The sequence below is a fragment of the Fictibacillus sp. 18YEL24 genome, assembly GCF_015903855.1.
GTDB classification, from domain to species: Bacteria; Bacillota; Bacilli; order Bacillales; family Fictibacillaceae; genus Fictibacillus; species Fictibacillus phosphorivorans_C.
On record NZ_JACZDT010000007.1, the window covers coordinates 22188 to 47392 of the forward strand.

The following is a 25205-nucleotide window of genomic DNA, read 5'->3' on the forward strand; positions in this document are numbered from 1 at the left end:
CTTCAAATGTATCACCTCTACTAAAACCCTCAATACCACATTAACTTTATTATAATTAAATAAAATAAAGGATGTCTCCTTCCCTCTCTTGAATTCAACTTACTGTGCTTTTTAAAAAGACAACAAAATTTTTATTGAACCTTTTACAACATAACTCGTCTATATTTACAAGACCGACGATTGGGGTGATTTTATGTGCTTAGAGAAACGATAAAGGAATTTCAGATCCAACAAATGAGTAAAGAAGAAATCATGGAACAACTCATGAAAGAATACGGTAATGATATTTTGTATCTTTGCTACACGTATGTACGTAATTGGAGCACCGCTGAAGACTTAGCACAGGATATTTTTATAAAGTGTTATATGCACCTCCACACTTTCCGCCGAGAAGCCAATATCAAAACATGGTTGTTTAGAATTGCGTCTAATCACTGTAAAGACTACTTGAAGAGTGCACATTATCGATACTCTCTCGTTACAGCGAAGATCCAACATTTTATCAAGGGGACGCCCAATCAAACCGTTGAAAACCTAATGGTAAAAGAGGAAAAACATGAGTTATTTACTCATATCTTTGCTCTCCCTCTCAAATACAGAGAAATCATTTATTTCTTTTATTACGAAGAGATGTCTTTAAAAGAAATCAGTCTTTTAATTGGGATAAAAATCGGTACAGTAAAGACACGATTATTTAGAGCTAAAGTATTGCTCAAAGATTCCCTAGAGAAAGGGGACGAATAAATGGAAAAACTTAAGACCATCCGTTCCGATTTAGATCGTACTATCTTTAAGAATCGTGATTTTGGTGAGTTACAAAGAAACAATGTACACAAAAAATTCAGGGCGATAAACGAGAAGAAAAATAGAAGGAGAAGTCCAAGTCCTGTATTAAAACCATTATTAAGTGTTTGTATATGTTTAATACTATTTGGCGTTACAACCACATTCATGACAAATGGTGATAAACTTCCTTTAACTTCATCCAGTATTGTAAATAAAGAAATTAAATTTGCGGATGAACATAAAGAAATCTCTAAAAAAGAACTAATTAATCGCTTGGCAAACCCTTATGTTTATTTCAATACCATTCAAGGTTCTTATACATTTACTGATGCAAAAGAGAATAAATCAGTATTGATTGATTACAAGATAGGAAAAGGTGACAAGGAATATGTACATGTTAAGAGGCAATCTGAAGAAGAGATTATTGAAGTTTATCAACCCAAAAGCCAAAGTAGAGATTACAACTCAGCGGCTGCAAGGCTAATAAATGATTCTATTGCTCCTCTTGAGTTCGGAAAATGGTTAAGTCAAAATAAGGACAAGTGGAGTATTACAGGCGAAGATGAAGTTCATAACCTTAGAGCTGTAACATTATTTGGGGATCTAAATGATAATGACTCTTTTTTCGCTTGGGTGCACAAAGGGACTGGAATCCTCTTAAAGTATGAAGAGTTAAGCTCAAAAGAAAAAAAAATGTCGAGCTTGTATACTCATGAAATTTCGTTTGATGAAAAAATGGGAAAACGTCCAAGGACCATACCTTCCAGCCAGGATGTCTTTTTGTACACTATAAAGAAGGTTAAAGATGCTCCATTTCATTCTGTGGAGATTGTAACGAAAGTTAAACCTAATACAGAAAGTTTTACTCAAGATTTCTATAAAGGTACTGGCAATCTCGCTTCCCTCAGCTTATCTGTTCAAAAGACTCCCTTTAATAACGACCTGTTTTCAGATAATAAAGTTAAACAACATAATATCACTCTTTTGGATGGAACAAAGGCATCGCTTTTACAAATTGAGGCTTACCAGTTAGCTGTTAGATGGCAGGACCTAAAAACAGGTTATTATTATCAATTAAGCACGTATGAGAAGTATTCAACTAAGCAGCTTAAGAAAATGATTGACTCTTTAGTGCCAGCTAAATCATAAACATAAAATAATCTATTATACGATAAAGACCAAGCCCCTTAGCTTGGTCTTTACTTTAACTATCGCATCCTTATTGTTTAATAGTGGTTAAAAATGCTTTTTATTAAGCGGAACATCATTCTTGGAATAAAAGTTAAGATGTTCCATAGCAATTCAAATAATAATTCACTTCTAATTTCCCTGAACATACCTCTAATAGATCTCCTGTATCTGCTATTGCTCATTTTAATACTTTCTCCTACTCCATATGTCATTTTCTTACCTTTATCCACTCGTGCTTATTCAACAATCCTGCTACGTTTGTGGAATAAGGACAGTACGTTTTTAACCTTATTATATATTCGATTTAAACGCTTTTTAATCCTTTTTCGCTAAAAATGGCAGTTCAATTGACAAGTGAATTCGCATACCAATTCGCAGCGTGACAATAGTTATTGTCATCTTGCTAAAACGTGTGCGAATCAGGGTGCTAACTAAGGCAAGAAAAGTGGTGTTTTATAATCAAAACCCTTATATACCAAGAAAAAATCGCAACGAATTTCGTTGCGATTTATAGTGCTAATTGCTATGCGATTTGGATTGTTTTTTCTTGTTTTCTCCCTCAAAAGAGAACCTGTTAATTTTTTATGTCTAGTCTCTTTTGTTACTCTTTGGGGAGTGTTTGAGATGAGTATAGATTATTAATTCAAATTATTCAATATTATTAATTGATAACTATATCAGATTATTTAACCTTGGCTTTGACTTTAAACTTCATTTTTAAATGTGGATAATACTCATTTCTCCAATGATACAATTTCGCATATGGAATTACATTTTGAAATTGTTGCCCAAAACCGAAAATGTCAGTATTATTCTTTTGGGTCTTATTTTAATAGCGTGTAAAATCGTTCTTTATTAACTTTTTCCAGCTTTTTTCAATCTGTTTATTTGTAACTCCATCTTCTTTCTCTAAGACATGTATTTCTAAATCTAATGTACTTGATATATGCGCTATATCATTTTTTAATGATACCTCACTTGAAATTGAATTATCTGTGATCACAACGCTCGCAAAACCTAATTTCTCTATTTTCCCTTTGATCTTCTTGTTGTTAAACACATTAATCAATGTGTTTCCTCAGGGCTTATTCTATCCGTTAATTTTCCTCTATCTGACCGAACAGACGGAATCGCAATATCTTTTGTTGATAAAAACAAACTTCTATAAACTGCCCAAATTGGAGTGCTAATATTACAATACGATTCTTCTTTAGTGCATGGATTGCTGGTATCGGCAATTCAGTAGGAGATAGATGACTAACGGGACTAAGTCTACGGTGTTCAAACTGCTTATTAAGGTCATCTATTGTTTCAATACCATATTTAATTTCTTCTAATCGTTGTTTCACATTGTCGAAGAGTATCTGGCGCATGACCTTTAATATAAAGTATGGATATCTTGCGCTTTTCTAAATTCCCAGTTTGATAGGAAAGATGCTGTAGACGTTCAGGTATTCAGCCTTTTTCTAATAAGTCCAACGTTAATATTGATATCTTCTCCAAAGGCATTCATTGAAGCCTGAATTGGACTCTCGTTTTTTGGTTCTTCAATGCTTCTGATGAGATTTTGAGATACAGATTTTATAACCGCAATTACACCTCCACTCGTTACAATCACTAGCTTCCCTTCTAATACCGCTTTAATGGCTTCTTCTTTACTAACGTTTATCTGGTCACTTATGGAAATAACAATAGAGTGTACTGTACTATTACAGTCACTAACCATTTGTTGAATGTATAGTTTTGATTTAGGTTTTAGGAAAATCAACTAAAGAATTCATTCCGATTTAACAGCATGAGGTTTAATTAATCAACATTTCTTCGCAAAGAAAATCCGCTTGATTGGTCAACTTAGATTCAATTTCGTTTACTATATTACCCACTACTATCACCTAACCTATATCAAAAATAATTAGCAAGTTAGGGGTTTTTTCTGCAATTACCCATTTTAATCTTTCATGTATACCAGCAAAAAAATGATCGATTTGTCTTTATTGAATAAAAAATCCCTTCTATTCGAGCCTGTTCCTAAATGTTATGCATTATTAAAACACCTTTTAAAAGCGAACTGACGAATTGATTACAAATGAGGTAAAATACGATTAATAAGTAAGTAATTAAGGGTGTGAACACATGTTACAGAATTTAAAGCTAAAACCTGATTACTCAGGATTATGGCAGCTATTAGAACAGAATTCTATGTTCTTAACGGATTTAAGAGCAGTTGTAAGTTCTAACGCACTTTTAAAGATAAACAAAGGTGAATTTGTGAGTCTCAAAGTGATAGCAATGCTCTGTCAAACATTTAGTTGTCAACCAGAGGAAATTTTTCAATTTAGAAAATATGAATGATGGCTAATCAAATGCTTTATAACTTGATTCTACCAAAATATTTTCAAAACAGAACACACTCAGTAAGCACTGTTAGATTGACAGTGCTTTTTTCTTTAGGAATTCAATTGGATTTTGAAACGGAGATAGCATTTGCTTACATTAAATCCTGTCTTTTTCTCCAACTTAAGCCATTAATTTCTTTCCGGCATTACACGTCCCTTTACGAGCAATTATGCTGCCGCTTCTACTGATCAACTTCAACAGTAACCTTTATGTTAAAACCCTCTCTTTTTTTCGTCCTTTTCTCCACGTTTTTTAGTTTTTCTTATGGGTGGTCTCACTTTCATAGACTGTAAAAAAAGGGCTCATCACTATATACGATACCTTTGTTACAATAAATTTTGAAAAATAGTATTGAAGTTGAATTGACAAAACAAAGTGGTTTAGTATAATTAACAATTGATAATGATTATCATAATCATTTAGGTGGAGAACGTAAAAACATCGACCGTGATATTGACTATCACATAGGGTAGTCTTAGATACCTTGCTTTAAAATGCTACATATAATTCAGTACAAATCGCAGAGAGCTTAATCAAATTAGATTTGCTTTAATTTTAAAAAGAAGGTGCATTCATGAAGATAATCGTTCAAAAATTTGGGGGAACTTCTTTAAAAGATGACACAGGACGTGTTGAAGCGATCCGTCACATTAAAAAAGCTGTAGATGAAGGCTATAAAGTGGTTTGTGTGGTTTCAGCAATGGGACGTTTCGGTGATCCTTACGCTACTGATACTTTATTAAGCCTTGTAGGGGATAAAAATAAGATTTCTAACAGAGAACAAGACCTCTTGTTGTCTTGCGGAGAAATCATTTCATCAGTTGTATTCTCTGGAATGTTAAATACAACAGGTCTTTCATCTGTAGCCTTAACAGGTCCACAAGCAGGCTTTAGAACCAATGATGACTTCTCAAATGCTAGAATTATAGATATGAAAGTAGATCGGATAAAGTCAGAACTTGAACATCATCAAGTAGTAGTTGTTGCAGGTTTTCAAGGCCAATCTAAAACTGGAGATATCGCAACACTTGGTAGAGGTGGAAGTGACACGAGTGCTTCGGCATTAGGAGCTGCTTTAGAAGCTGAGTTTATTGATATTTTTACAGATGTAGAAGGGGTAATGACTGCTGACCCTAGACTTGTTAAAGATGCAAGACCGCTATCCGTCGTAACATATGCTGAAATCTGCAACATGGCTTATCAAGGAGCAAAGGTCATTCATCCACGTGCTGTAGAGATCGCCATGCAAGCCAAGATCCCGTTAAGAATTCGTTCAACCTATTCAGATCTTCCAGGAACCCTTGTTACATCAGCCGTAAAGGGACCTGCTGGTAAAGACGTTCAGGAATCGATCATCACGGGTATTGCACATGTTTCAAACATTACTCAAATTAAAGTGTATGCCAACGATGGTCAGTATGACCTTCATACAAAAGTGTTCAAAGCCATGGCCCAAGAACAAATTTCAGTAGACTTTATCAACATCAGTCCAAAAGGTGTCGAATATACGGTTATGGAAGACAAGACAGATATGGCTTTAGCAAAATTAAAACAGCTTGGATTCGAACCAGAAGTGAACCGTGATTGTGCTAAAGTATCAGCAGTTGGAGTCGGCATCATAGGAACGCCTGGTGTTACAGCAACTATCGTAGAATCACTATCTAGCAGAAACATCCAAATCTTACAATCTGCTGATTCACATACTACGATCTGGGTGCTTGTTAAGAAAGCAGATCTGATTAAATCAGTAAATGCTCTACATTCCGCTTTTCGTTTGAATGAGGAAGGAATATCTGCGAACTTACAAGAAATTGTACAGCAGCGTTTATTAAGTATTGCAGAGTGAATTCCAAGAGTTACTTCTTGAAAATAAAGAAACGAAGAGGATAGACGCATGTGTCTTATATTAATAGAATACCTTGTTTTAACGAAATATTAATTGGTAAGTGTACATACAAGGAGAAGATTATATGAGTGAAATTATTAAAAAAAGAGTAAGAAAGCGACCTACCTAGGTTTGTTGATATTTGTACTTGCATTCGGACTCTTTCCTACTTTAACGAGTATGGCAAAATGAAGATTTGAAATACAAAACAAGTATCCATCCGGATTGTATGATCTGAGCAGCGAAGGCTGTAGAAGCTTGATTTTAAATCAAGAAGATCAACATCCCTATTAATCAGTGCAGCGATCTCTTGACTCAACAAAAAACGGTCGTCCTTCTCTATTGTTTAATCACTCAAATATGCGATATCTAGGTCACTGTCTACTCGGTCCGTTCCTTTAGCCGTGGAACCGAAAACAACAATTAGATAAGGATTTAGCTTTCCATATAAATAAGTCCAAAAAACACCTCCAGAAATCTATACTTATATTTTAGTATATGACAGCTTACCAATTCATTAATCCTTTTTCATTTCTATAAAAAGTATATCAAGAATAAGTCTTAACTTAACAAAAGAGAATTTTAAAAGGACATTTAATTTTATGACTAGAAGTTATATCACAAAGAACTGTTATAAAACAATCAATAAAAAATCGGTTAATAACGTACTCACATTGTTATTGTTCCTATCTTTTTTTCTTTTAATGAAATAGCCCGTTCTAAAGTAGAAGTGATGGAAACACCATTAAAATCCAAACCTAACTGAACTGCTGTTTGCGCTATCTCAGGTCTAATACCCGAGAGTGTACTCTTTACTCCTAACAAATCTAGTGTATTAATTAATTGAAAAATTTGCTGTGCTACCATAGTATCTATAATTAATACACCAGACAAATCTAAGAAAAGGTGTTTAATTCTTTTCTCAGAACAAATAGTTAATGTGTGTTGTAGTATGTGTTTGGCTCTTGCAGTATCTATCTCACCGATTAGTGGAAGAAGCCCCGTGTCCTTATTTAATAATATGATAGGAGAGCTCAGTTCAAGTATCATCTCTTTCTGAACTTCCAATTGAGAAGAAGCATAGTTGTTAATTTCTTGTGTGAACCAAACTAATACTTTGGCAAAAGTTTGTATAATACTGCTTCTCCATTGATTCTCTGTTTCACGATCATATTCTTCCGTATCTTTCTCAATGAATTCATTTAAAAGATTCAAGTATTGATCTTGTGTTCTAAAAAGTTCTCTCAATACAAGATGGATGGGTGTTTCTAAATGCTTTTTGTCTCTTGCAATATTAACAATCCAGGGTTCAAAACTTAATAAGAATTCTTCTTCTTTGACTTCTTTATCAAATAGTGTACAGAAACGCTTATGAAATTCATAATTCTGTTGTTTGATTAACTCAATTTCAGCTGGATCATTTGATGAAAATACTGAATTTAGATGACTTTTATCAAGAGACTGATACCAAGCCTCTGTTAAATCTTTAGTTTTATCACACATATAATGAAGTAATTTTTCGTCCTTGTTCATATTATCCCCTTAACTCCTTACAAAAATGTAATATATACTTGCAAATTTATTAATTGATATTTTAAATAATTTTGGTGTTTCTTAGAGTGAGACTTTGCTATTTATTACTGAAAAATGGGAAAAACATTTAGAAATTAGTTATATGTTGGTACCCTTACTTCTCCTAATGTCTCTTATGATAGATACTATGATCAAAAAATTATAATGTTTTTTATTCCCAAAATCGATATGTAATAAACACTTCTTTTAGGGGAGTAACAGTAATGATTTAAATTACATTTTAATATCAGTATAATAACATTCTATTATTACACATAGGATCTCATGATATATGAATCTAGTATGAGAACAACGTGCGACAGATGTGTTCTTGTTTCAAACAATAAAAAAGACAGCCATAGGGCTGCCATCCGTTTATTTACTTTGTGAGGGGGTTGAGATTAATTGTGATAGGTACTTCTCCAAATCAAATTCTTTCTTCCCTGCATAATCCATTAACTTCACTGTCGAATTTAACATTTTAGTCCCTCCTAAAATGAATGTATTAAAATTAGTATTACCAAACTCGTAATTTCTTAAACCTAATCTTCAATAATCTGAATAAACAGCAGGCATCTCCACTTTATCATGTCAAAAGTTCATAGTTATGAAGATATTTCTATTTTAAATAATCTTCTAAGGCTTGCTGAAGAGTAGCTTTAGTCTGTGCTTTGCTTATAAATATATATCCGCCCATGGTTATTTTGCGTACAATTTCTGGACGAAGTCCTGTAATGATACACTCACACCCCATCATTTTCGCGCCTTCTGTTACTATTATTAAATGTTCAATCACTTCATTCTCAATATTAGAAATTCCAGATAAATCGATAATTAGTGTACCAATGGTAAGTCTGCTAATTTCAAAAAATACCTTTTTTTCAATCGTATCTGTTCTACATGTATCAATATCCCCGACAAGAGGAAGGACACAAACGGTTGATGTAATTGGAATAATGGGAACGGAAAGATTTTCAACAAGTGCTTTTTGAGACTCTATCAGCTGATCTTTATATTCTGAATAGCTCAAGAATAATTCATTTAAAAATTTATCTATGCGGTCATTAATCTGTCTTTCCGTGTTAAAAAAGTCTTCCGGTTCTAATCCAGTATGGTTGGATTTGTTGAATTCATGCAAGTATCTCCAGATGGTTCTACGTATTGCTTGCACCCATTCTAGTTTAAAGGCTAGTGTAAGGCTATGCGATGCCCAAGATACCCCTTCCACTCTTGCAAAATCTACCAATTCACTATCTTTTCCCTGGATGGTGTACATCACCAGTTTATGGGCATTGGCTAATAAATCAATATTACCTATCAGTAAGATTTCTTCAATTTTCCCTCGAACATTCTGGGCCTCATTTAATAATGACTCTTGGAACTCCATTCTATTTTTTGTAAAATAATCATAATATTCCTTTTCCTTGATTAGTCCCATAGTGTCACTCCTAGTTTCATATTATTAGCAAAATCTACCCTATTATTTTACCATTATTATACCTAAAAAATTTAAAGCTTGGTAATTAAAACTGTTCATGTCGTTTAAACTATTGGCTAAGTATCATAAAAGGAACTATTAGAAATGAAACGGGTGAAAAGAAGTTCAGAGGTAATCGTTTCGTTGAAGGTGTGTTCTCCCTAATAGCTAAGGCAGGTAAACAATTAGCAAGTATACGTAGCTTCAACAAATTTAACCGAGCTTCCACAATAGGCACAGGTTTTCATTCTGTATCACCCTTACTATTCAACATCGAATCGTAGGACCTTTTCTTAAATTCAATTTATTGCCCCCGAAAGGGGGAACCGTTTAAAGGATTGCCACTTCTCAATGTGGACTTTAGCTTTTCAATGACTTGATGGCTGCATGTTACAATATCGTTCTCAATCTGTTTCATGATGTTGATGTCTTGCGTCCAACCAGCAATGTAAGCGAAACTATATCCTCCTGTCTCATAGCCAAAATGATTCATGACGACATCGGCAACGGCTTCAGCTTCTCGAATCCGACTACTTTCTTGTTCAAACTTGCACCTTTGGCATGTAATAAAAAATGGGCATACTCCTGTTTTCAGCTGTTGAGTTGTGCTTCTCTCCTCATGAATGGCAATGTAATTCTCGAGGATAGCCTTCCCCGTATCTTTAAAAATAACCGGCATTTCCATTTTAGGAATCCACTCCTGCAGCAAAACCTTTCAGATTCCCCGTCTCCCTCTAGCATTTGTACGTCAGGGGAGGGAAACTCTTCACCCTCTGTATTTAATACGTCAAACACGTTTACATATCGGAAACCGTATAGCACCTTCTTTTCTTTTTCCGCTTTATCCTCTGATTCCCTTGTCTCTTTCTCTTTTTTCTTTCCGATTAACGGCGTAAGCACCTTGATCGCTTTGGCACCTTTTTAACGAAACGCATGTTTCTTCCATTCCTGAAAACCTTTTATAAGCGAAGATTTTTGATTTTGCCGATAGATGAGGATCGTGTTGTTGAAGCTGTAACTATGAAAACTAGAAAGAAACTCAGAGCCATTCCTGAAACTTCTCATTCGTCATCACCTCTTGAATCCCTTGATCGAGCTGTTCTTTAATTTCTTCCAAGCCTTTGTTTTCTGCCAATGTTTTTTCCTCCCTTGTTCTTTGCGCTGTGAGCAATATCTCCCCTAAAGGGGATCATTTCACCCTTTTAATGTGGAGAACAAACAAGGAGCATAGACAGACGGTCAAGGGAGTAGCACAAAAAGTTTTTTGATGATACGTAAGTGTTATGAATCAAAAAGTTTTTTGCCCCTTGAACGACTGACTTTCCGACTTAGCTTTCAACAGGTGGAGGGCGCCAGCCTAGGAGGCTCGTCCTGGTGGAAGGTTAGCTCGGATTGCACCTTGTACCGTTCAGAGCGTAAAAATGAGAAAAATCAAAATGAAAAGCAGCCGGGTGGCAGCTTTCCTATTCATCTCTTTTCTTTTATGATTTCAGGCTCGTTCGGTATGGCGGTTACCCGCGAACCTATCGGCGTGTAGGTGAAGGATGAGCCATACACGTCCTATTTATCGGTCCATTTAATACCGCGAAGCGACACGTTACAAAATAACAGAAAGTTGATTCTTCTTTTTGATTAGTCTGTCGTGCTGCCGTCAGAAGTTTCAACACCAAAGAATGAATAGGTTGTAATAAAGCGAATTTATAAGAAAAAGCTACCTATCATTCATATATATATATGTTAAAAAACATATATACAACAACATATGCTACAATATATACTTTATTAACATTATTAATGGACTTGTATATCTAAGAAAAGCAACTACATACAGCTTAGAATCTCCGGTACTTTAAAAAAATGAAGCCTTTAAAGAACCGTTCGAAGAATCTCCTATAGCGACTTCATGTCACATATTTAAAAGAGTAGCATACATACATAAGGAGATATCTACCGTTAGTCGTGTCGCCCATTCATAGAATATGTTCAAAATATGACCCTTCCCTGCTATCAACAACCTATGGATTTTTTAGAGGAGGAAAACGTTTGTATAACATTTTATTGTTTTGTGACCCTGGAATTGATGATTCTTTAGCTATCATGTATGCATTACTCAACCCAAAAATAAACGTAGTAGGAATCGTTTCAAGCTATGGCAATGTACCACAACAACAAGCTATTCAGAATGTGGCTTATCTTCTCTATCTTGCAGGTAGAGAGGATATACCCATTATTGCTGGTGCAAGAAGCCCCCTCAGTGGGGAAGTGGCAATTTTTTACCCTGAAATTCATGGAGAAGAAGGCTTAGGCCCTATCCGTCCGCCAGATACGGTTCAGCGTGAGGTTGTGAATTTTGATGAAATTTTTAAAATAATTAATACCTATGCGTACAACCTTTATATCATAGATGTTGGAAGGTGTACCTCTTTAGCAATCGCATTCTTGTTAGGAGGAGAAGAGCAACTCAGTAAGGTAAAAGCTTTTTATAGTATGGGTGGCGCTTTTTTAGTTCCTGGAAATGTAACATCACTTGCTGAAGCAAATTTTCACGGAGATGCTATTGCCGCCAATTTAATACTTAATAAAGGGAGAAATGTATTTATCACGCCCCTAAACGTTACAAACTATGCCATCATTAAACCTGAAAATATAGCACAAATTACATCTCAGGCATATAACACCTTTTCACCTCTAATAAAACCCATATTTGATTACTACAACGAAGCGTACAAAAAACTAGATCCTAGTCTCTCAGGCAGTCCATTACATGATGTGTTCACAATCTTTGCATTAGTAAATCCTGAAAAGGTAAATTATATAGACCGGCAAGCATCAGTATCTATAAACTTTGACAACACAAAAGGACAAAGCATTGCGGATTTTAGAGCAAGATCTGCAGAAGTAAACACAATCGCTACTGATCATATAGCTGTTTCGTTTAATTACGAAGCATTTGTGAGTGATTTTATTAATGTAATGACGATGCGTACAAGTTAGTTGAGCACATACAAAAGGCACCTAGTCAAAATAGGCGCCTTTAAATCGTTATAGCACTTTTCTATAAGAGAATGTGTTTCCATTTAATGATCAAATTACATAAGAAGAGTGTTACCCTGCTAGTCCTACCCAGATTTTTTATAGAGGCGTAACCTGTCACAACAGTTGACTTTGTATACAGTTATTATTTATGAAGCTTATAGCAGCTATCATTCTTGACTGCTAATGAAAATATCATTAAAAGTGTTCTAATTCTTGATATCAGATTTTGTGATATAATGAGGAAACAATAGAGGTACGTTCAAGGGTGGAAGGGCTCAACCCCATTTTGGTTTTACCTAAAGGGGGTGATGCCCGTGACAGTTTCAGAAGCACTTCAACTAATGATCAGCTTTAGCGTATTAGTTGTTGCGATCCTGTCTTTCCAAGATAAAAAGTAAAACCACCCTTGAATAGCTCGGCAGCTTAGAGGGTGGTTTTACGCCAATGTTGAGCCTTTTCCTTTTGGAAATACTCTGTTGTATATAAGCCATTGGGTGTTACAGCACCTAGTGGCTTTTTAAGTATATGCAATATCTATAATTAAGATACCATACTTCTAGCATTTTGTCATACCATAAATATAGTGAAAAACCGTATAGAAAACAAATGAGTGGACATAAAATAGGATACCTAACAATGCGCGTTTCATTACCGAAAACCATATCGCCTCAAAATAAAACAATAGAGTAATTAACATATGGTTCTAAGACCTCTAGGAGCACACAATTATAGTTGAAGAAATGAAGGGTTAATAAAGCTAATTGCGTTCCAAGAGGACATATTCTATAATAATCAGAACAAAACCCCTAAAAAGTGACACGTACAGTTTTATTGTCTAGTTACTTTTTTATTTTTTAAGGTTTCATGCTAGAAGGAGTCCACCATGAAAAGAAACATATGGCCAATAATTGAGATAGAACTGTTCAATGGCGATGTTATTATAAATGATCCCTATATCTTTCATAACTTAAATACAGTTAAAAAGATTCAAAACTGTTTACGAATAACCGGCACCTATACTGTGTATCTAGATGAAGGGACTACCTTTGTAGTAGATAGAGATAGTGTCAGATTCATTAGAAATCAAACAGAGACATCTTATAAGAATTCCTCCACGGGTAGCTCCAACTACTCGTAACCTTTCCCACGCTAAGGCTGAAATTCTTGGCATATAAGATCTTAAAATCTCATAAATGATGGTTTTAGAAAGTTTAAAGTTAACTGTTTAACCAGTGGGAAATTGGTTATTTCGTATCCTTAATCATGACCTAATAGTCCTTTTTTTATGAGATTATTTACCTTATAGGAAGTTAAATCAGAGTAGTAATAAACTCTTTTTTCTACTATCAAAAATGTACTAGCATTAAATAAAAATTTGGAAATGAGGAATTATGAAAAACGGAGTAATAACACTAATTTTAAAATTTATAGCAGCTGTTATCTTGTTGTTTCTAATACAACTTCTTAATTAATTAACAAAAAACTACCCTTTTATGTAAGGGTGGTTAAAGCTGGAGATAACTCAAAAGTTTACCTATCACTATAATAAAAAAATTGAAGATGTTTAGTTGAACTATTGCTTAAACAATATAGAATTCGCAATTATTATATAGCAGTTATAGCGCTTTAAAATACATTTACCTGATAGAACATATGTATGGGGAGATATAAATAAAAGATCCCTAACTGGTTAAAACGAGCTAGGGCTTTGTTTGTATATTACAACATATAACTTAACTATTCATGTCACCTAGGCCAGGACTATGCTCGTTTGGCATTTCGGGCATCTCAGGAACTGGGAATCCTTTTGGAGGAGCAGTTACAGAGAGATTTCCACCATTTCGTGAAGGGGATTGTCCCTCGAAGATTTCAGCCATTCTTGTTTGATCCAGTCTAAAATTAAACTGGGCGTTATGATAACCCATCTCAACAAATTTTCGACATTCAGGATATTTATTTATATCGTAATTAGGAACCGGGAAAAGTTTAGCCCAATCTACACCTAGAGTTTCAAGTGCTTTGGCAAATGCATTTTGATGGGCATTATCACGGACTATTAGAAAGCCTAAGGTTTCTCTTAATGTTTGATTTGAACTCATCTCATAGATGCGAGTTTTTTGTAGGACTCCTGTTGATTCAAGAATTAAATTATTAAGAAGATCTGCAATTAAATTGCCATGATTGTAAACCCAGGATCCGTTCCAAGGATTTCCTCCTGCATCTACGGGTAGCGAGCTTTGTGCCCCCATTATAAAGTGATGAGGGTTTGCGTGTTTTATCGCTTCATCGAGAGGAGCCCCATCTGTTCCAGAATCACCAACGCCAGATTCTCCAGAACCATTTAATAATTGGTTTATTGTACTTTGAACAAGTTCTACGTGACTGATCTCTTCTAAAAACACGCCTCTAATTAGATCACGGTACTGCTTCTGTTTACCTCTAAAGTTTGAGCTTTGAAAAAAGTACTGCATCATCGTTCTCATTTCACCAAACTGCCCACCAAGTGCTTCTTGCAGGACTTTTGCAGCTGCTGGATCTGGTCTATCTGTTTTGATTTCGTTTATTAATTCTTCACTATAATAATACAAATAAACAACTCCCTTTTAGCCAATGTAGATAAAAAGCTCCACTTAGGATAAACGAATCTTGTTGGTTTTATACTTTCTACCTATGAAGTGATAAATCGTTCGAACGCTCATTCTTTCCTCATAGTAGTCTCATCACTTCAGCTCTCGGAGTTCTAGAGAAATATGTGCGTTTAATTTTTAATGAATCTCGTATAATATTCTTTGAAATATGGGAGGAACAAAGCATTACCAAAGCAGAATAGTACATTAAACCATAAATTTCCGTATGATCTATAAACTCCCGGAAAAAACATTAGTTCATAACTATTAATGAATCCTAATAACCAATAAAATTTTGAGAATACGTTAAAAATGATGTTCATTCTTCCAAAATCACCCCCATTTTTCTTTTATAATGTCCATTATTTTAATCTTTATATACATACCAAATTCAGTTACCCCAGCAAGAATTACATAAGTTTATTAGCATCATAGAGAATTCATATCCTGTAAAGTAAACCTAATTTATTCCGTTATCTCTGCTACGCCTAAGAAAGAACCCTTATATTTCTCATTTCGTTTTTTTGAAGATAATCTTTCTATAAAATACCGCCTTTAATAATTGTTTACATCTATAAGGTTTATAGGTGTAATTAAACGTATCTACAGCTTTCAAGATGTATATTACTTTAATTTTTTACAAATAATTATCCTTACCAAATATACTTAACAGTGCTTAGAGGTAAATATGAGTGATTTATATAAAAAATTGATGGATGAGCAAATTAATACAGATGACGTAATTACAGTCATATTGAAACTTAAAGAACAATTCGGAAATCCCAGTGATCTCAATATTAGAAATTTTAAAGTACAAGATATTGAAATATTGGTTGTCAGTCTTAAAGGAATTACAGATGAGAACAGTATAAGTCAATTTATTATTAAGCCCCTATCTGAAACTAGCACATTTTCCAGTTTGGAAAGTGTTTCTAAAAAATCGTTGGCAGTTAGTGACATAGAGAACACGTTGGTTAATCTTAATGAGGTAAAACGAATTAGCAGTTGGGGAGAATTATGCGCTGAGGTCTTAAACGGTAATACGGCTATTATTATTGAATCTTTTCATAAAGTATTAATTGCAGGTACAAAAAAGGAGGAGTCTCGTGCTATTACTGAATCTTCAACAGAAACAGTAATACGTGGACCTAAAGACAGTTTTAATGAAAACCTTATAACAAATCTATCTCTCATTCGAAATCGAATAAAAAACAGTCAATTAAGAATAAACACCTTAGTTATAGGCGATGTAACTAAGACTGATGTGAGTATTGTATATATTGAAGGAATAGCTGAAGAGCGCATCGTACAAGAATTGACAAAAAGATTGCAAGCATTTAAAATCGATGGAATTTTAGAGTCAGGCTATATAGAGTCATTTATTCAAGATCACCCTTACTCTCCTTTCCCTACCGTGATGAATACGGAACGGCCAGATGTTGTATGTGGAAATCTTTTGGAGGGTAGAGTTTCTGTATTTGTTAGTGGTACACCATTTGCACTGATTATACCTGTCACCCTCATGCAGTTTTTTCAATCCCCTGAGGATTATTACCAACGATTTGATATTGGCTCTTTTTTACGCATTCTTCGTATTGCGGCTTTTTTTGTCTCTTTATTGGCTCCTGCTGTTTATATTTCACTAACTGTTCATCACCAAGGTATGATTCCTACCTTTTTAGCATTTAGTATTGCCGGACAAAGGGAAAATGTCCCCTTCCCTACAATTGTAGAAGTTCTAATAATGGAAATTGCCTTTGAATTCTTGAGAGAAGCTGGTATTAGAATGCCGCGAGGTATTGGGTCTGCAGCATCCATAGTTGGCGCCTTAATTCTTGGACAGGCTGCTGTTCAAGCAGGAATTGTATCGGCTGCTACCATTATTGTTGTATCAACAACAGCGATCTCTAGTCTAACACTTCCTACCTATAATATTGCTATTACTTCGCGACTGCTCCGCTTTATATTCATTTTTCTAGCTGGTGTATACGGACTTTACGGTATCATCGTTGGACTATTGATCATGGGGCTACATTTAAGCAAGCTTCACTCCTTTGGTGTACCATACCTCACTCCCCTTGCACCGTTGATTGTTAGAGAACAAGAAGATACCTTTTTAAGGATGCCTTTTCAGTTTATGAAAAAAAGACCAGTCACAGCAAAAAGAACAAACAGGAAAAGATTTTCTAAGGGTGAGTCTTAATGAGAAAACATATATACCAAATCATGATTATTCTCACTAGTACACTCATATTGAGTGGCTGTTTTGGATACAAAGAGATGAATAACCTCGCTTTTGTTATTGGCATTGGAATTGATAAAAAAGATGAAGCTACATATAGGGTTACTTTCCAGGTTGTTCATCCAAATGAGATACCATCTCCGTCTAATCCTGCGGGAGGACAGAGTCTCCCTATTATCAATTATGTTGGCGAGGGTCACACCATATCAGAAGCAGCCAGAAATACATCAAAACAAATATCAAGACAAAGTTATTACGGACATATCGGCTTATTAATAATCAGTGAAGAAGCAGCAAAAGATAATTTACTAAAAGTGTTAGATGTATTTGAACGAGATGCAAAGGCACGATTAGGAACACCCATTTTAATAGCTCACAAAAGTTCTGCGAACCATGTTTTAGGAGCCTTATCCCCTTTACAAAAGATGCCAAGTATAGCCGATCTCGAAAAATTAGAAAATACTACGGAGTTGCTGGGTGAGAATATGAAGATCAGTGTCAATGAAGTTATTCAAACGATAAGTAATCCAGGAAGTGATGTATTCATAAGCGGAATTCATGTTCCTAAAAAAGATTACGATGTTAAAGATTTCGAAAAACCTCAACCATTGGTACCCAATATTAGTGGGGTAGCGCTATTTCGAGGCGATAAGATGGTTCATTGGGTTGAAGCAAGAAAAACACGGGCATTAACGTTAGCCAAGAATAAACTTCAACTTACAAACCTTAGCATTAAGTGCATCAATGATAAAAAGAATTATATTTCTATTGCATTGTTTGATATGAAAACTAAACAAGATGTAACGATGAAGAATGGAATACCACATATTACTTTTTCAATAAAAGGTAAAGGGGATTTAGATGAAGTAATGTGTGATACCAAATTAACCAAAGACTATATAAATCAAACCAAAAGAATGGCATCAGAGATTTTAGAGAAAGAATTTATTGATATGTTTAATACTGCAACGAAAAAGAAAGTCGATGTTTTTTCTTCGGGTTATGAGCTTTATAAAGATAATCCGAACGAATGGAAAAGATACAAAAAAGATTGGCGTATATTACTGCGAGAAGCAGAAGTTGAAGTGAACGTAAAGTTAAACATCATGAGTTCAGGTATGCGTTCAGACACTGCTCAGATAACACACGATTAGGAGGGCTTATATGAAAGTTGATAAGATTGGTTCATTCCAGATGTTTTCATTAATAGTTCTTTTTGAGTTAGGAACTGCCTTACTTCTAGAAGTAGGGAAGAACGCAGGAAAAGATGCTTGGATTAGTATGTTAATGGGTTTAATCGGTGGGCTTTTTTTATTTACGGTTTATTTATCGTTATTTAAAAAGTTCCAAGGAATGATGCTAACACAATATGTAAACTTATTAGTGGGTAAAAGAATAGGAAGATTAATCTCTTTTATTTATATAATATATTTTATTTATATCGCCGGACGAAATTTACGGGATTTTAGTGACTTATTAATCGTATCAGAATACTCCAATGCACCATTATATTTTATTGCATTACCTATCGTTATTTGTTCCATGTATGCGATTTTCCAGGGATTACGATCATTAGGGCGAATTGCTGAAATCAGTTTAATATTAATTGCTATTTCATTAGCAACTCTTTTTATAGCGAAGGTAATAAGTAAACTAATTGTACTAGATAACCTTCTACCAATCGCCGGTAATGGTTGGGAAAGAATCCTTAATGAGGTGTTCCCAACCATCGTTACCTTTCCTTTTGGTGAGATGATTGCCTTTACTATGCTCTTACCTTATCTTTCAAAAAGAGAGTCAGCAGGTAAAATCGGATTCATTGCTATAATATGTAGTGGACTATACTTAAGTTTTACTCTGGCTTTGCATGTATCCATATTAGGAGAAAGTATTTTTATTCGATCTCAATTCCCCTTCCTAACATCAGTTTCTTTAATTAATATTGCAGACTTTATAACAAGACTAGATATCTTTATCATCATATTAATGGTTTTATTAGGTTTCTTTAAAATGACCATTTTCTTTTTTTGTGCCGTGTTAGGATTAAGCGATCTTTTTAAGATAAAAGATATGACTAAATTCAGTATTCCAATCGGCTCTTTAATTTTTGTTATATCTATTGCAATGGCTTCAAGTTATACCGAACATATACAACAAGGCCTAGAAGTCGTTCCTTATTATTTGCACATACCCTTACAAATAGTAATTCCTACCATTCTTTTATGTTTATCCTTTTTAAGGCGAAATAGTTTAAAAAATTATATCTCAAGAACTTAACCGTTATCCTAAATATCTTTTCTACTATTCCATTTTTCTACTACATCTTTACTGCAAGATAAACCGGAGGGATCCCTATGCATTTGCTGCAGCGCATTACTACTTAAAATAGAAAGCCTTTTGACTTATTTATAAAAAATTAAATGTTGCATGACAATAAGAGGTGTGTAAGCAGATTCATTCGAAGCAAACATACTATAAGGTGTAATAATAATAAAGGTGAGGATGAACCACATCCTCACCAAGAAACCATCTTCTATTGTTTTTTTTTATTGTAATAGTTGACGGAATACATAGATCCTTCGTCCACCATTTTATTATCTTCGACATCAAGAGGATCAGGATTTCCAGCTTTATTAATAGGTAAATGGTTTTTTTCAATAGAAGGAGTGGTTATCGCCCGTCTCATGTCTCTCATCTTTCCCTTTGTTTTGATGCGATTTTGTTTATTCGATAGAAATACAGCAACCGCTGTAGCAACACCTAGTATAACTAAATCTTTTACTTTAACATTCCTTTGTAATACATTTTTTTGGTTACTAGTGTTCAAAACGTATCTCTCCTCTATATATTTGGGAATTCCTCGTCACATAACATTTTTAAAATCTTTGTAACATATTATCCCCCTAATATATTTTAATTAAACTGTTTTCTATTACGTAATTATGTGCACCGAAAAAAATACACTTTAGCTAAAGTAGAAAACAATTTACACATTAATGATAGAGACCGGCTATAAAATATAGAAGAAAATGAAAACTACTCTGTAATGCCTGTCCTTACTAAGGAAAAATTAACTTGTAAATCATAGGTAATATCTTTGTATTTTTGATGCCATTGACTTTTTGTTAAATTCGCGTGTCGAACCGAACTTCTATACACTTCACCAAAACCAAAAACATCTGAGTTCCTTTTCTTACAATAAGTAATAACTTCTATGGCTTCTCTCTTTATTTTGTCACCTATTGCTTTCTCTAATAAGCTAACATTCTTTGGATTCATAAGATCGATTGCTCCTTGCACCTCTAATAACCTTCCCTTTATCTTTAAATCTAAATTAAAACTCGGGTCGTTTTTTCTACTAAGCTCAATTTCTTTCGAACTGTTAATGGTATCAATAACCGTTGTTACCGTATGTTTTTTACCATTAGTATCATTTAGGTCAAAAGTTAGTTCTACACTCCCTGCATGGTAATCATCTCTTATCAGCTTAACAAAAAAACTTTCCATGGCTGTTAACTTTCCCACCATCTTATCATTTCTCATGATTGCATTCCCTGATACACGAACATATTCCCCATCCCTGATGATTAAAGGTAAAATGGGATCAATGCCCTCTGAGAAATAGTTTTGTTGCACACCCTGAAGTGTAGCGTTGGATAATTGTTCTTTATCTGTTAACTGTTCGATCTGATTGAAAAGATGTTGGCCGATGTCGGGTATGTTTTTATATTGATGTTTTAAAAGCTCCTTAGTTGAACCCTCCACAATCCCTAAGTAAGTAAGATCACTTATAGAAGGATCTCTAGCGAGAGTGTCTACAAAAGGTTTAATGCCTCTTTTGGCTAATTTTTCATTATATAAAGCTACTCTAAGCTGACCAGACTGAAGTACCTTTGATGCTTTTAAATTCCCATCGATCCTTCCGCCTTTACTAGATAAGGCAACACTAGAAATTACATTAATTTTTTGTGTAGCTTCTGGATTAATCTCCATCACGACCATTGTAGACCTCATTTTTTTCTTTCCAAGAGGATCATATCCTACAGTTGTAATAAGACCGATGTCTTCAAGTACTTTTCGTTCTGCACAACCCGTAAAAGTAAAAGAAACAATAGCTATAATAATCAAAAGACTTTTTGGTTTCTTCATGAACCCAACCTCTTCTTTAGCCAAGCAGCACCATAAAGAACAAATGGATAACAGGCTACTACATAAAAAGCAGACTTGGCAAAATAGTCGTTAAGCATGTTAACTTCTGTTCTCGATACAATAAATTGTATGGCTATGAAAACAATGGCAGAGAAAAACCAAACACTCTTTGTTTCTTCTATGTTGAACATGCGTTTAATACCTCTACACGCGGACCACATATAAAAGATGAGATTAGGTAGTATAATTAACATCCAATACGTGATGGCAACATACTCAAACCTCTCAATAAAGGGAAGCCTCACGATTTTAAACAAAGATAGCGTTGCCCAAATGGTTCTCTCAAGTTGCATGCCACTAAAGTAGAGGATAGCAACAATCATCAAAGCCAAGTATATGAGTGTTGAAAAAATCAGTCCGAACTGAGCAAACTTCTGCACCTTATTCTTTTCTTTCAAATAAGGATAGATCACATATAAAATCTCAAATCCTAACATCGTAAATGTCATATTATAAGCACCTTTTAACAAACTCAGGATGTCATTTTCAAGTATAGGTAACATCTGATCCCATCTAGCAAATTGAAGTGGATAGATTAAAAATATTAGCAACCAAAGGGATAGTGTTACACTAAAAAATGCTATACCTACCATACTTCGAATACCTGAAGTAAGACCATAAATAACAAGTAACAAAATGGACAATGATAAGAACCAAAGAGACAACTCTGGAAAGATCCAAGCTTGTATGACTTCAATGTAATTGCGTAAGACGACAAAAAAACTCATTAGGGCATAAAAAATATAAACAGCATTAAATAGTTTGCCAAGTAAAACACCAAATACATCGTGATGTATACCGTAAATATCAGCTGATCCATACAACTCTAACGTCTTTATTATGATAAATACGAGTATATTGGTAGCTAAACCAGCAATAAGAACAGATATCCATGCATCTTGATGAGCATCTTTATAGATAATTCGTTGGAACCCTTGTAAACCAACCCCAATTTGAGTGGAATGAACAACAAAAAAAACAAGAAAAGCATTAACCAACTGGTTAGGTTTAATATTTTGTTGAACGTCCATCTTCAAACCACCTTTAATTTGATTCATCTGGATTGTATTTTTGTTGATCCTGCGGTCTCGTTAATTGGGACCTTTTATTTGTTAGACGAAGTGGAAGCCTTACTATACTGTCTACCCAATCCGAAAACCGAGGAGGATAGAAAGGAGCCATATAAGGACTACCTAGAGTAGAAAGTCGTAACAAATGAATCAAGATGACACAAAAACCAAACATGATACCATAAAAGCCCCAAAAGCCAGCTAAGAATAATAGAGGAAAACGAATGACCCGAATTAGACTACCCATTGTGTAACTTGGTGTTGTAAAAGATGCTAAGGCACCTAAAGCCACAATAATGATTAGAATATTACTTGTGAAACCCGCCTGAACAGCTGCCGTACCGATTACTATCCCACCCACAATACCCATCGTTTGTCCTACTTTTGTGGGTAATCTTGCACCGGCTTCTCTTAAAAGTTCAATGATGAATTCAAGAAGAATTGCTTCAAATAGAGGTGGAAAAGGCACTCTCGATCTTGATTCTCCTAACGGAACGAGTAAGGCTTGAGGAATGACCTCATAATGAAACGTAAGTGCTGCAACATAGAGCGCGGTGAAAAAGACCGATAAAAACATTGCTGTAATCCGTAACAATCGAATAAAACTCGCTATTGGCCAACGAACGTTGTAATCTTCCTTACTCTCAAAAAACTCTATAAAAGACAAGGGGGATAGTATAGCCATTGGACTTCCGTCTACTAATACAGCAATTTTTCCATTTAACAATCCATGGCAGACTCGATCCGGTCTCTCCGTTAATAACATTTGAGGGAAAATGGATAAAGAGTTATCGTTAATCAATTGATTTAATTCCGCACTATCTAGTAATCCGTCTATGTCTATTGATGATAACTTTTTTCTTATCCTTGATATTTGATCGTCTGATGCAAGTCCATCTATGTATAAAATAGAAACCTCTGTATGAGTCCTTTTGCCAATGGTATAAAGTTCATTCTTTAAATCAGGTGTCGCAAGTGCCCTTCTAATTAATGATACGTTAGTTGATAGACTTTCATTAAATCCCACTTGTGAACCAATTACTTGAGATTCATTCTCTGGTTTACTGAGTGAACGGTGGTTATTTGCTGGAATTTTAATTAAGACGATTTCTTGTAATTCCTCAATAAATATCCCCACAGAACCTTTTAACACTGATAGTACACCTTGCTCCATGTCATTGGACGTATTTATATCTCCGACTGATATCGCATTATTTAAACTTTCCATTGTATAAGTTATGTTACCATCTAATCTTCCAATTACATTCAAGTTAAACTCATTTTGATCAATTTGGTTGCCGATAAAAAAGAGTGTAAGATTTGAAAAGGATACTATTTGAAGATCAGATGTATGGTGAAACTTCTGTTGAAGGTAATCGACTAATTGTGATGAACTACTCGGTACTTGATCAACAAGATCACTATTTTTATGAAGTATATTATCATTCCGACGCCTATCCACATTCACACCCCCATCAACTAGTTTCAACGCGAAAGTGTTGATTTATACCAATCATTTATTTTTTTATACAGTTTCGTAATGTACATATTTTGTTAAACTATTAAATACTCACTACGGTACGTGAAATATTATATCTTTACTACAATGGACTTATTTAATAAGCACGTTTAAATGAAAAGGGTTAAAGGGAAAGTATAATTAGTTATATTTGTTAGTGAAGCTAATCAACATAGATGATAGAAAGGGGAGGGTAACTATGATGTCCGAAGATGTAAAAGAAATGAGAAACAGAGGAAGAATGATTTGGTTCAGTTTAATGACAATCGTATTCTCTATTCTGTTTCACTTTTGGGGTTATCCATGGTTGGCAATATCCTGCTTATGTGTAGGGTCAGTATACTACTTTTTTACTTATATAATTAAAAAAAGAAGATTATAATAAAGATACATAGCTTTCCCGAACCATTTTTTTAATATTCATTCAACTCATTGACTTCTCACTTTTTTCGTTTTATTTTACGATTTAATGTCACAACATACATTTTTACAATTAACCAAATGTGAAAGGGTGAATATTTTGATACTTTCTCTAGAAGAGATTAACTTGGTTGGTGATAAAAAAGCAGAGGTATATTTGCATAGAACAAGGGATCGGCGCTTCATTGTATCGATTCCAGATATTCATTGGTCTGCAGAGTTTAAAGAAATTGATAAGATATCAACTCAGACCGAACATCTAAAGAACTCATTAAATTATCATTTATTTGAAGGGGATACGGATAAACTAGCTAGCTCTATTCTTGAGCTTGTAAAAAAGTACGCATGATAATTATAAGAAATTTAAAATATTTTACCTTAAAAATTATAAGTCACACTTCTGTATGATTTACATATAATAAATTATCCTAAGTAATCTCTATTTACTCAACAGGCCGCCCTGATTTTAAGGGTGGTTTTTTTTGTGTCAATTTTTATGTTCAATCATCATGTAACTTTTTCGAAAGAATGCTCCTAATGTGCAAATACATAAGTTATAGCGCCACTGATAAAAGTGCTATTCCTTGTAATAAATTTATGTACTTGAAATTTATTATTCGAAAAATTTTACCAAATTATGTGTTATAGTTTATATAACATTTAATAGGGTATTTTGAGACTTCTCTCCACCCACTAAATTAAGACGAGGGTATGTTGATATAATCTTAAATTTCCCATTGAATATATATTAATGGAAAGTAGAAATGTACACCT

22 protein-coding genes and 1 pseudogene are annotated in these 25205 nt (G+C 34.3%); 10 read left to right on the forward strand and 13 right to left on the reverse strand.

Annotation, left to right across the window (positions count from 1 at the left end; all coding sequences use genetic code 11):
• The first annotated feature begins 195 nt into the window (after window positions 1-195).
• Together HU823_RS19130 and HU823_RS19135 are read left to right on the forward strand one after the other, a co-directional pair.
• On the forward strand, window positions 196-744 hold the full coding sequence (locus HU823_RS19130) for a sigma-70 family RNA polymerase sigma factor (RefSeq protein ID WP_370630141.1): 549 nt from the start codon (window positions 196-198) through the stop codon (window positions 742-744).
• The gene (locus HU823_RS19135; RefSeq protein WP_197223063.1) at window positions 745-1935 is read left to right on the forward strand and encodes a hypothetical protein; all 1191 of its coding nucleotides are present in this window, start codon (window positions 745-747) and stop codon (window positions 1933-1935) included.
• Between the two features lie 724 nt (window positions 1936-2659).
• Here the strand turns inward: HU823_RS19135 and HU823_RS22355 are convergent.
• From HU823_RS22355 to HU823_RS19155, 4 genes and pseudogenes are all read right to left on the reverse strand, one after another.
• Window positions 2660-2794: pseudogene (locus tag HU823_RS22355) on the reverse strand (Ger(x)C family spore germination C-terminal domain-containing protein); the annotation flags it as partial.
• Between the two features lie 12 nt (window positions 2795-2806).
• Window positions 2807-3046 (reverse strand): hypothetical protein, encoded by a 240-nt coding sequence (locus HU823_RS19145; RefSeq protein WP_197223064.1) that lies wholly within the window; start codon window positions 3044-3046, stop codon window positions 2807-2809.
• Window positions 3047-3074: 28 nt separating this feature from the next.
• Window positions 3075-3350: a hypothetical protein gene (locus HU823_RS19150; RefSeq protein WP_197223065.1), complete on the reverse strand. Its 276-nt coding sequence runs from the start codon at window positions 3348-3350 to the stop codon at window positions 3075-3077.
• Between the two features lie 74 nt (window positions 3351-3424).
• A complete protein-coding gene (locus HU823_RS19155; protein ID WP_231607573.1) occupies window positions 3425-3703 on the reverse strand; it encodes a spore germination protein in 279 nt (92 codons plus the stop codon).
• A 407-nt stretch (window positions 3704-4110) separates the two neighbouring features.
• On the opposite strand from HU823_RS19155, the gene HU823_RS19160 reads away from it, so the two are divergent.
• Both HU823_RS19160 and dapG read left to right on the forward strand, forming a co-directional pair.
• Complete coding sequence (locus tag HU823_RS19160; RefSeq protein ID WP_197223067.1) at window positions 4111-4329, forward strand: helix-turn-helix domain-containing protein; 219 nt, start codon at window positions 4111-4113, stop codon at window positions 4327-4329.
• A gap of 619 nt (window positions 4330-4948) precedes the next feature.
• Window positions 4949-6220: an aspartate kinase gene (gene dapG, locus HU823_RS19165; protein WP_197223068.1), complete on the forward strand. Its 1272-nt coding sequence runs from the start codon at window positions 4949-4951 to the stop codon at window positions 6218-6220.
• A 385-nt stretch (window positions 6221-6605) separates the two neighbouring features.
• On the opposite strand, the gene HU823_RS22360 is transcribed toward dapG, so the two are convergent.
• The 4 genes from HU823_RS22360 to HU823_RS19185 all read right to left on the reverse strand — a co-directional run bounded on the left by HU823_RS22360 (window position 6606) and on the right by HU823_RS19185 (window position 9993).
• Window positions 6606-6737 carry a nucleotidyltransferase domain-containing protein gene (locus HU823_RS22360; protein ID WP_370630147.1) on the reverse strand — a complete coding sequence of 44 codons (132 nt, stop codon included), beginning with the start codon at window positions 6735-6737 and terminating at the stop codon, window positions 6606-6608.
• A 191-nt stretch (window positions 6738-6928) separates the two neighbouring features.
• A complete protein-coding gene (locus tag HU823_RS19175) occupies window positions 6929-7792 on the reverse strand; it encodes an STAS domain-containing protein (protein WP_197223069.1) in 864 nt (287 codons plus the stop codon).
• Window positions 7793-8450: 658 nt separating this feature from the next.
• Window positions 8451-9269 (reverse strand): STAS domain-containing protein, encoded by an 819-nt coding sequence (locus tag HU823_RS19180; RefSeq protein ID WP_197223070.1) that lies wholly within the window; start codon window positions 9267-9269, stop codon window positions 8451-8453.
• Between the two features lie 343 nt (window positions 9270-9612).
• Window positions 9613-9993 (reverse strand): hypothetical protein, encoded by a 381-nt coding sequence (locus HU823_RS19185; RefSeq protein WP_197223071.1) that lies wholly within the window; start codon window positions 9991-9993, stop codon window positions 9613-9615.
• Window positions 9994-11351: 1358 nt separating this feature from the next.
• Between HU823_RS19185 and HU823_RS19190 the strand changes: the two genes are divergently transcribed.
• Together HU823_RS19190 and HU823_RS22010 are read left to right on the forward strand one after the other, a co-directional pair.
• Entirely contained in the window at window positions 11352-12302 is a 951-nt protein-coding gene (locus tag HU823_RS19190) for a nucleoside hydrolase (protein ID WP_197223072.1), read from the forward strand.
• Between the two features lie 350 nt (window positions 12303-12652).
• On the forward strand, window positions 12653-12742 hold the full coding sequence (locus tag HU823_RS22010; RefSeq protein ID WP_231607566.1) for a putative holin-like toxin: 90 nt from the start codon (window positions 12653-12655) through the stop codon (window positions 12740-12742).
• Between the two features lie 1335 nt (window positions 12743-14077).
• On the opposite strand, the gene HU823_RS19195 is transcribed toward HU823_RS22010, so the two are convergent.
• The gene (locus HU823_RS19195) at window positions 14078-14932 is read right to left on the reverse strand and encodes a manganese catalase family protein (protein WP_197223073.1); all 855 of its coding nucleotides are present in this window, start codon (window positions 14930-14932) and stop codon (window positions 14078-14080) included.
• A gap of 727 nt (window positions 14933-15659) precedes the next feature.
• Here HU823_RS19195 and HU823_RS19200 point away from each other — a divergent pair.
• Genes HU823_RS19200 through HU823_RS19210 form a run of 3 tightly spaced genes read left to right on the forward strand, consistent with a single transcriptional unit; the run spans window position 15660 to window position 19490 of the window.
• Window positions 15660-17174: a spore germination protein gene (locus HU823_RS19200; protein ID WP_197223074.1), complete on the forward strand. Its 1515-nt coding sequence runs from the start codon at window positions 15660-15662 to the stop codon at window positions 17172-17174.
• The gene (locus tag HU823_RS19205; protein WP_197223075.1) at window positions 17174-18367 is read left to right on the forward strand and encodes a Ger(x)C family spore germination protein; all 1194 of its coding nucleotides are present in this window, start codon (window positions 17174-17176) and stop codon (window positions 18365-18367) included. Before HU823_RS19200 ends, HU823_RS19205 begins: the two co-directional genes overlap by 1 nt.
• 10 nt (window positions 18368-18377) lie before the next feature.
• Window positions 18378-19490: a GerAB/ArcD/ProY family transporter gene (locus HU823_RS19210; RefSeq protein ID WP_197223076.1), complete on the forward strand. Its 1113-nt coding sequence runs from the start codon at window positions 18378-18380 to the stop codon at window positions 19488-19490.
• Between the two features lie 256 nt (window positions 19491-19746).
• Here the strand turns inward: HU823_RS19210 and HU823_RS19215 are convergent, their stop codons facing one another.
• From HU823_RS19215 to HU823_RS19230, 4 genes are all read right to left on the reverse strand, one after another.
• The gene (locus HU823_RS19215; protein ID WP_197223077.1) at window positions 19747-20040 is read right to left on the reverse strand and encodes a hypothetical protein; all 294 of its coding nucleotides are present in this window, start codon (window positions 20038-20040) and stop codon (window positions 19747-19749) included.
• Window positions 20041-20249: 209 nt separating this feature from the next.
• Window positions 20250-21362, reverse strand: a complete 1113-nt coding sequence (locus tag HU823_RS19220) for a Ger(x)C family spore germination protein (protein ID WP_197223078.1) — start codon at window positions 21360-21362, stop codon at window positions 20250-20252.
• Window positions 21359-22453, reverse strand: coding sequence for a GerAB/ArcD/ProY family transporter (locus HU823_RS19225; protein ID WP_197223079.1), 1095 nt, complete (start codon window positions 22451-22453; stop codon window positions 21359-21361). The genes HU823_RS19220 and HU823_RS19225 overlap by 4 nt, the downstream gene beginning before the upstream one ends.
• Before the next feature lie 13 nt (window positions 22454-22466).
• Entirely contained in the window at window positions 22467-23954 is a 1488-nt protein-coding gene (locus HU823_RS19230; RefSeq protein WP_370630144.1) for a spore germination protein, read from the reverse strand.
• A gap of 577 nt (window positions 23955-24531) precedes the next feature.
• On the opposite strand from HU823_RS19230, the gene HU823_RS19235 reads away from it, so the two are divergent.
• A complete protein-coding gene (locus HU823_RS19235) occupies window positions 24532-24780 on the forward strand; it encodes a YueH family protein (protein WP_197223081.1) in 249 nt (82 codons plus the stop codon).
• The last annotated feature ends 425 nt before the right edge of the window (window positions 24781-25205 follow it).

Excerpts from the sequence above, each read along its gene's own strand:
- HU823_RS19180 (WP_197223070.1), bottom strand. The coding sequence starts at position 9,269 with ATGGGACTAATCAAGGAAAAGGAATATTATGATTATTTTACAAAAAAT.
- HU823_RS19160 (WP_197223067.1), top strand. The coding sequence starts at position 4,111 with ATGTTACAGAATTTAAAGCTAAAACCTGATTACTCAGGATTATGGCAG.
- HU823_RS19210 (WP_197223076.1), top strand. The coding sequence starts at position 18,378 with ATGAAAGTTGATAAGATTGGTTCATTCCAGATGTTTTCATTAATAGTT.
- HU823_RS22010 (WP_231607566.1), top strand. The coding sequence starts at position 12,653 with ATGCCCGTGACAGTTTCAGAAGCACTTCAACTAATGATCAGCTTTAGC.
- HU823_RS19205 (WP_197223075.1), top strand. The coding sequence starts at position 17,174 with ATGAGAAAACATATATACCAAATCATGATTATTCTCACTAGTACACTC.
- HU823_RS19175 (WP_197223069.1), bottom strand. The coding sequence starts at position 7,792 with ATGAACAAGGACGAAAAATTACTTCATTATATGTGTGATAAAACTAAA.
- HU823_RS19150 (WP_197223065.1), bottom strand. The coding sequence starts at position 3,350 with ATGCGCCAGATACTCTTCGACAATGTGAAACAACGATTAGAAGAAATT.
- HU823_RS19185 (WP_197223071.1), bottom strand. The coding sequence starts at position 9,993 with ATGGAAATGCCGGTTATTTTTAAAGATACGGGGAAGGCTATCCTCGAG.
- HU823_RS19200 (WP_197223074.1), top strand. The coding sequence starts at position 15,660 with ATGAGTGATTTATATAAAAAATTGATGGATGAGCAAATTAATACAGAT.
- HU823_RS19225 (WP_197223079.1), bottom strand. The coding sequence starts at position 22,453 with ATGGACGTTCAACAAAATATTAAACCTAACCAGTTGGTTAATGCTTTT.
- HU823_RS19135 (WP_197223063.1), top strand. The coding sequence starts at position 745 with ATGGAAAAACTTAAGACCATCCGTTCCGATTTAGATCGTACTATCTTT.
- HU823_RS19220 (WP_197223078.1), bottom strand. The coding sequence starts at position 21,362 with ATGAAGAAACCAAAAAGTCTTTTGATTATTATAGCTATTGTTTCTTTT.
- HU823_RS19155 (WP_231607573.1), bottom strand. The coding sequence starts at position 3,703 with ATGGTTAGTGACTGTAATAGTACAGTACACTCTATTGTTATTTCCATA.
- dapG (WP_197223068.1), top strand. The coding sequence starts at position 4,949 with ATGAAGATAATCGTTCAAAAATTTGGGGGAACTTCTTTAAAAGATGAC.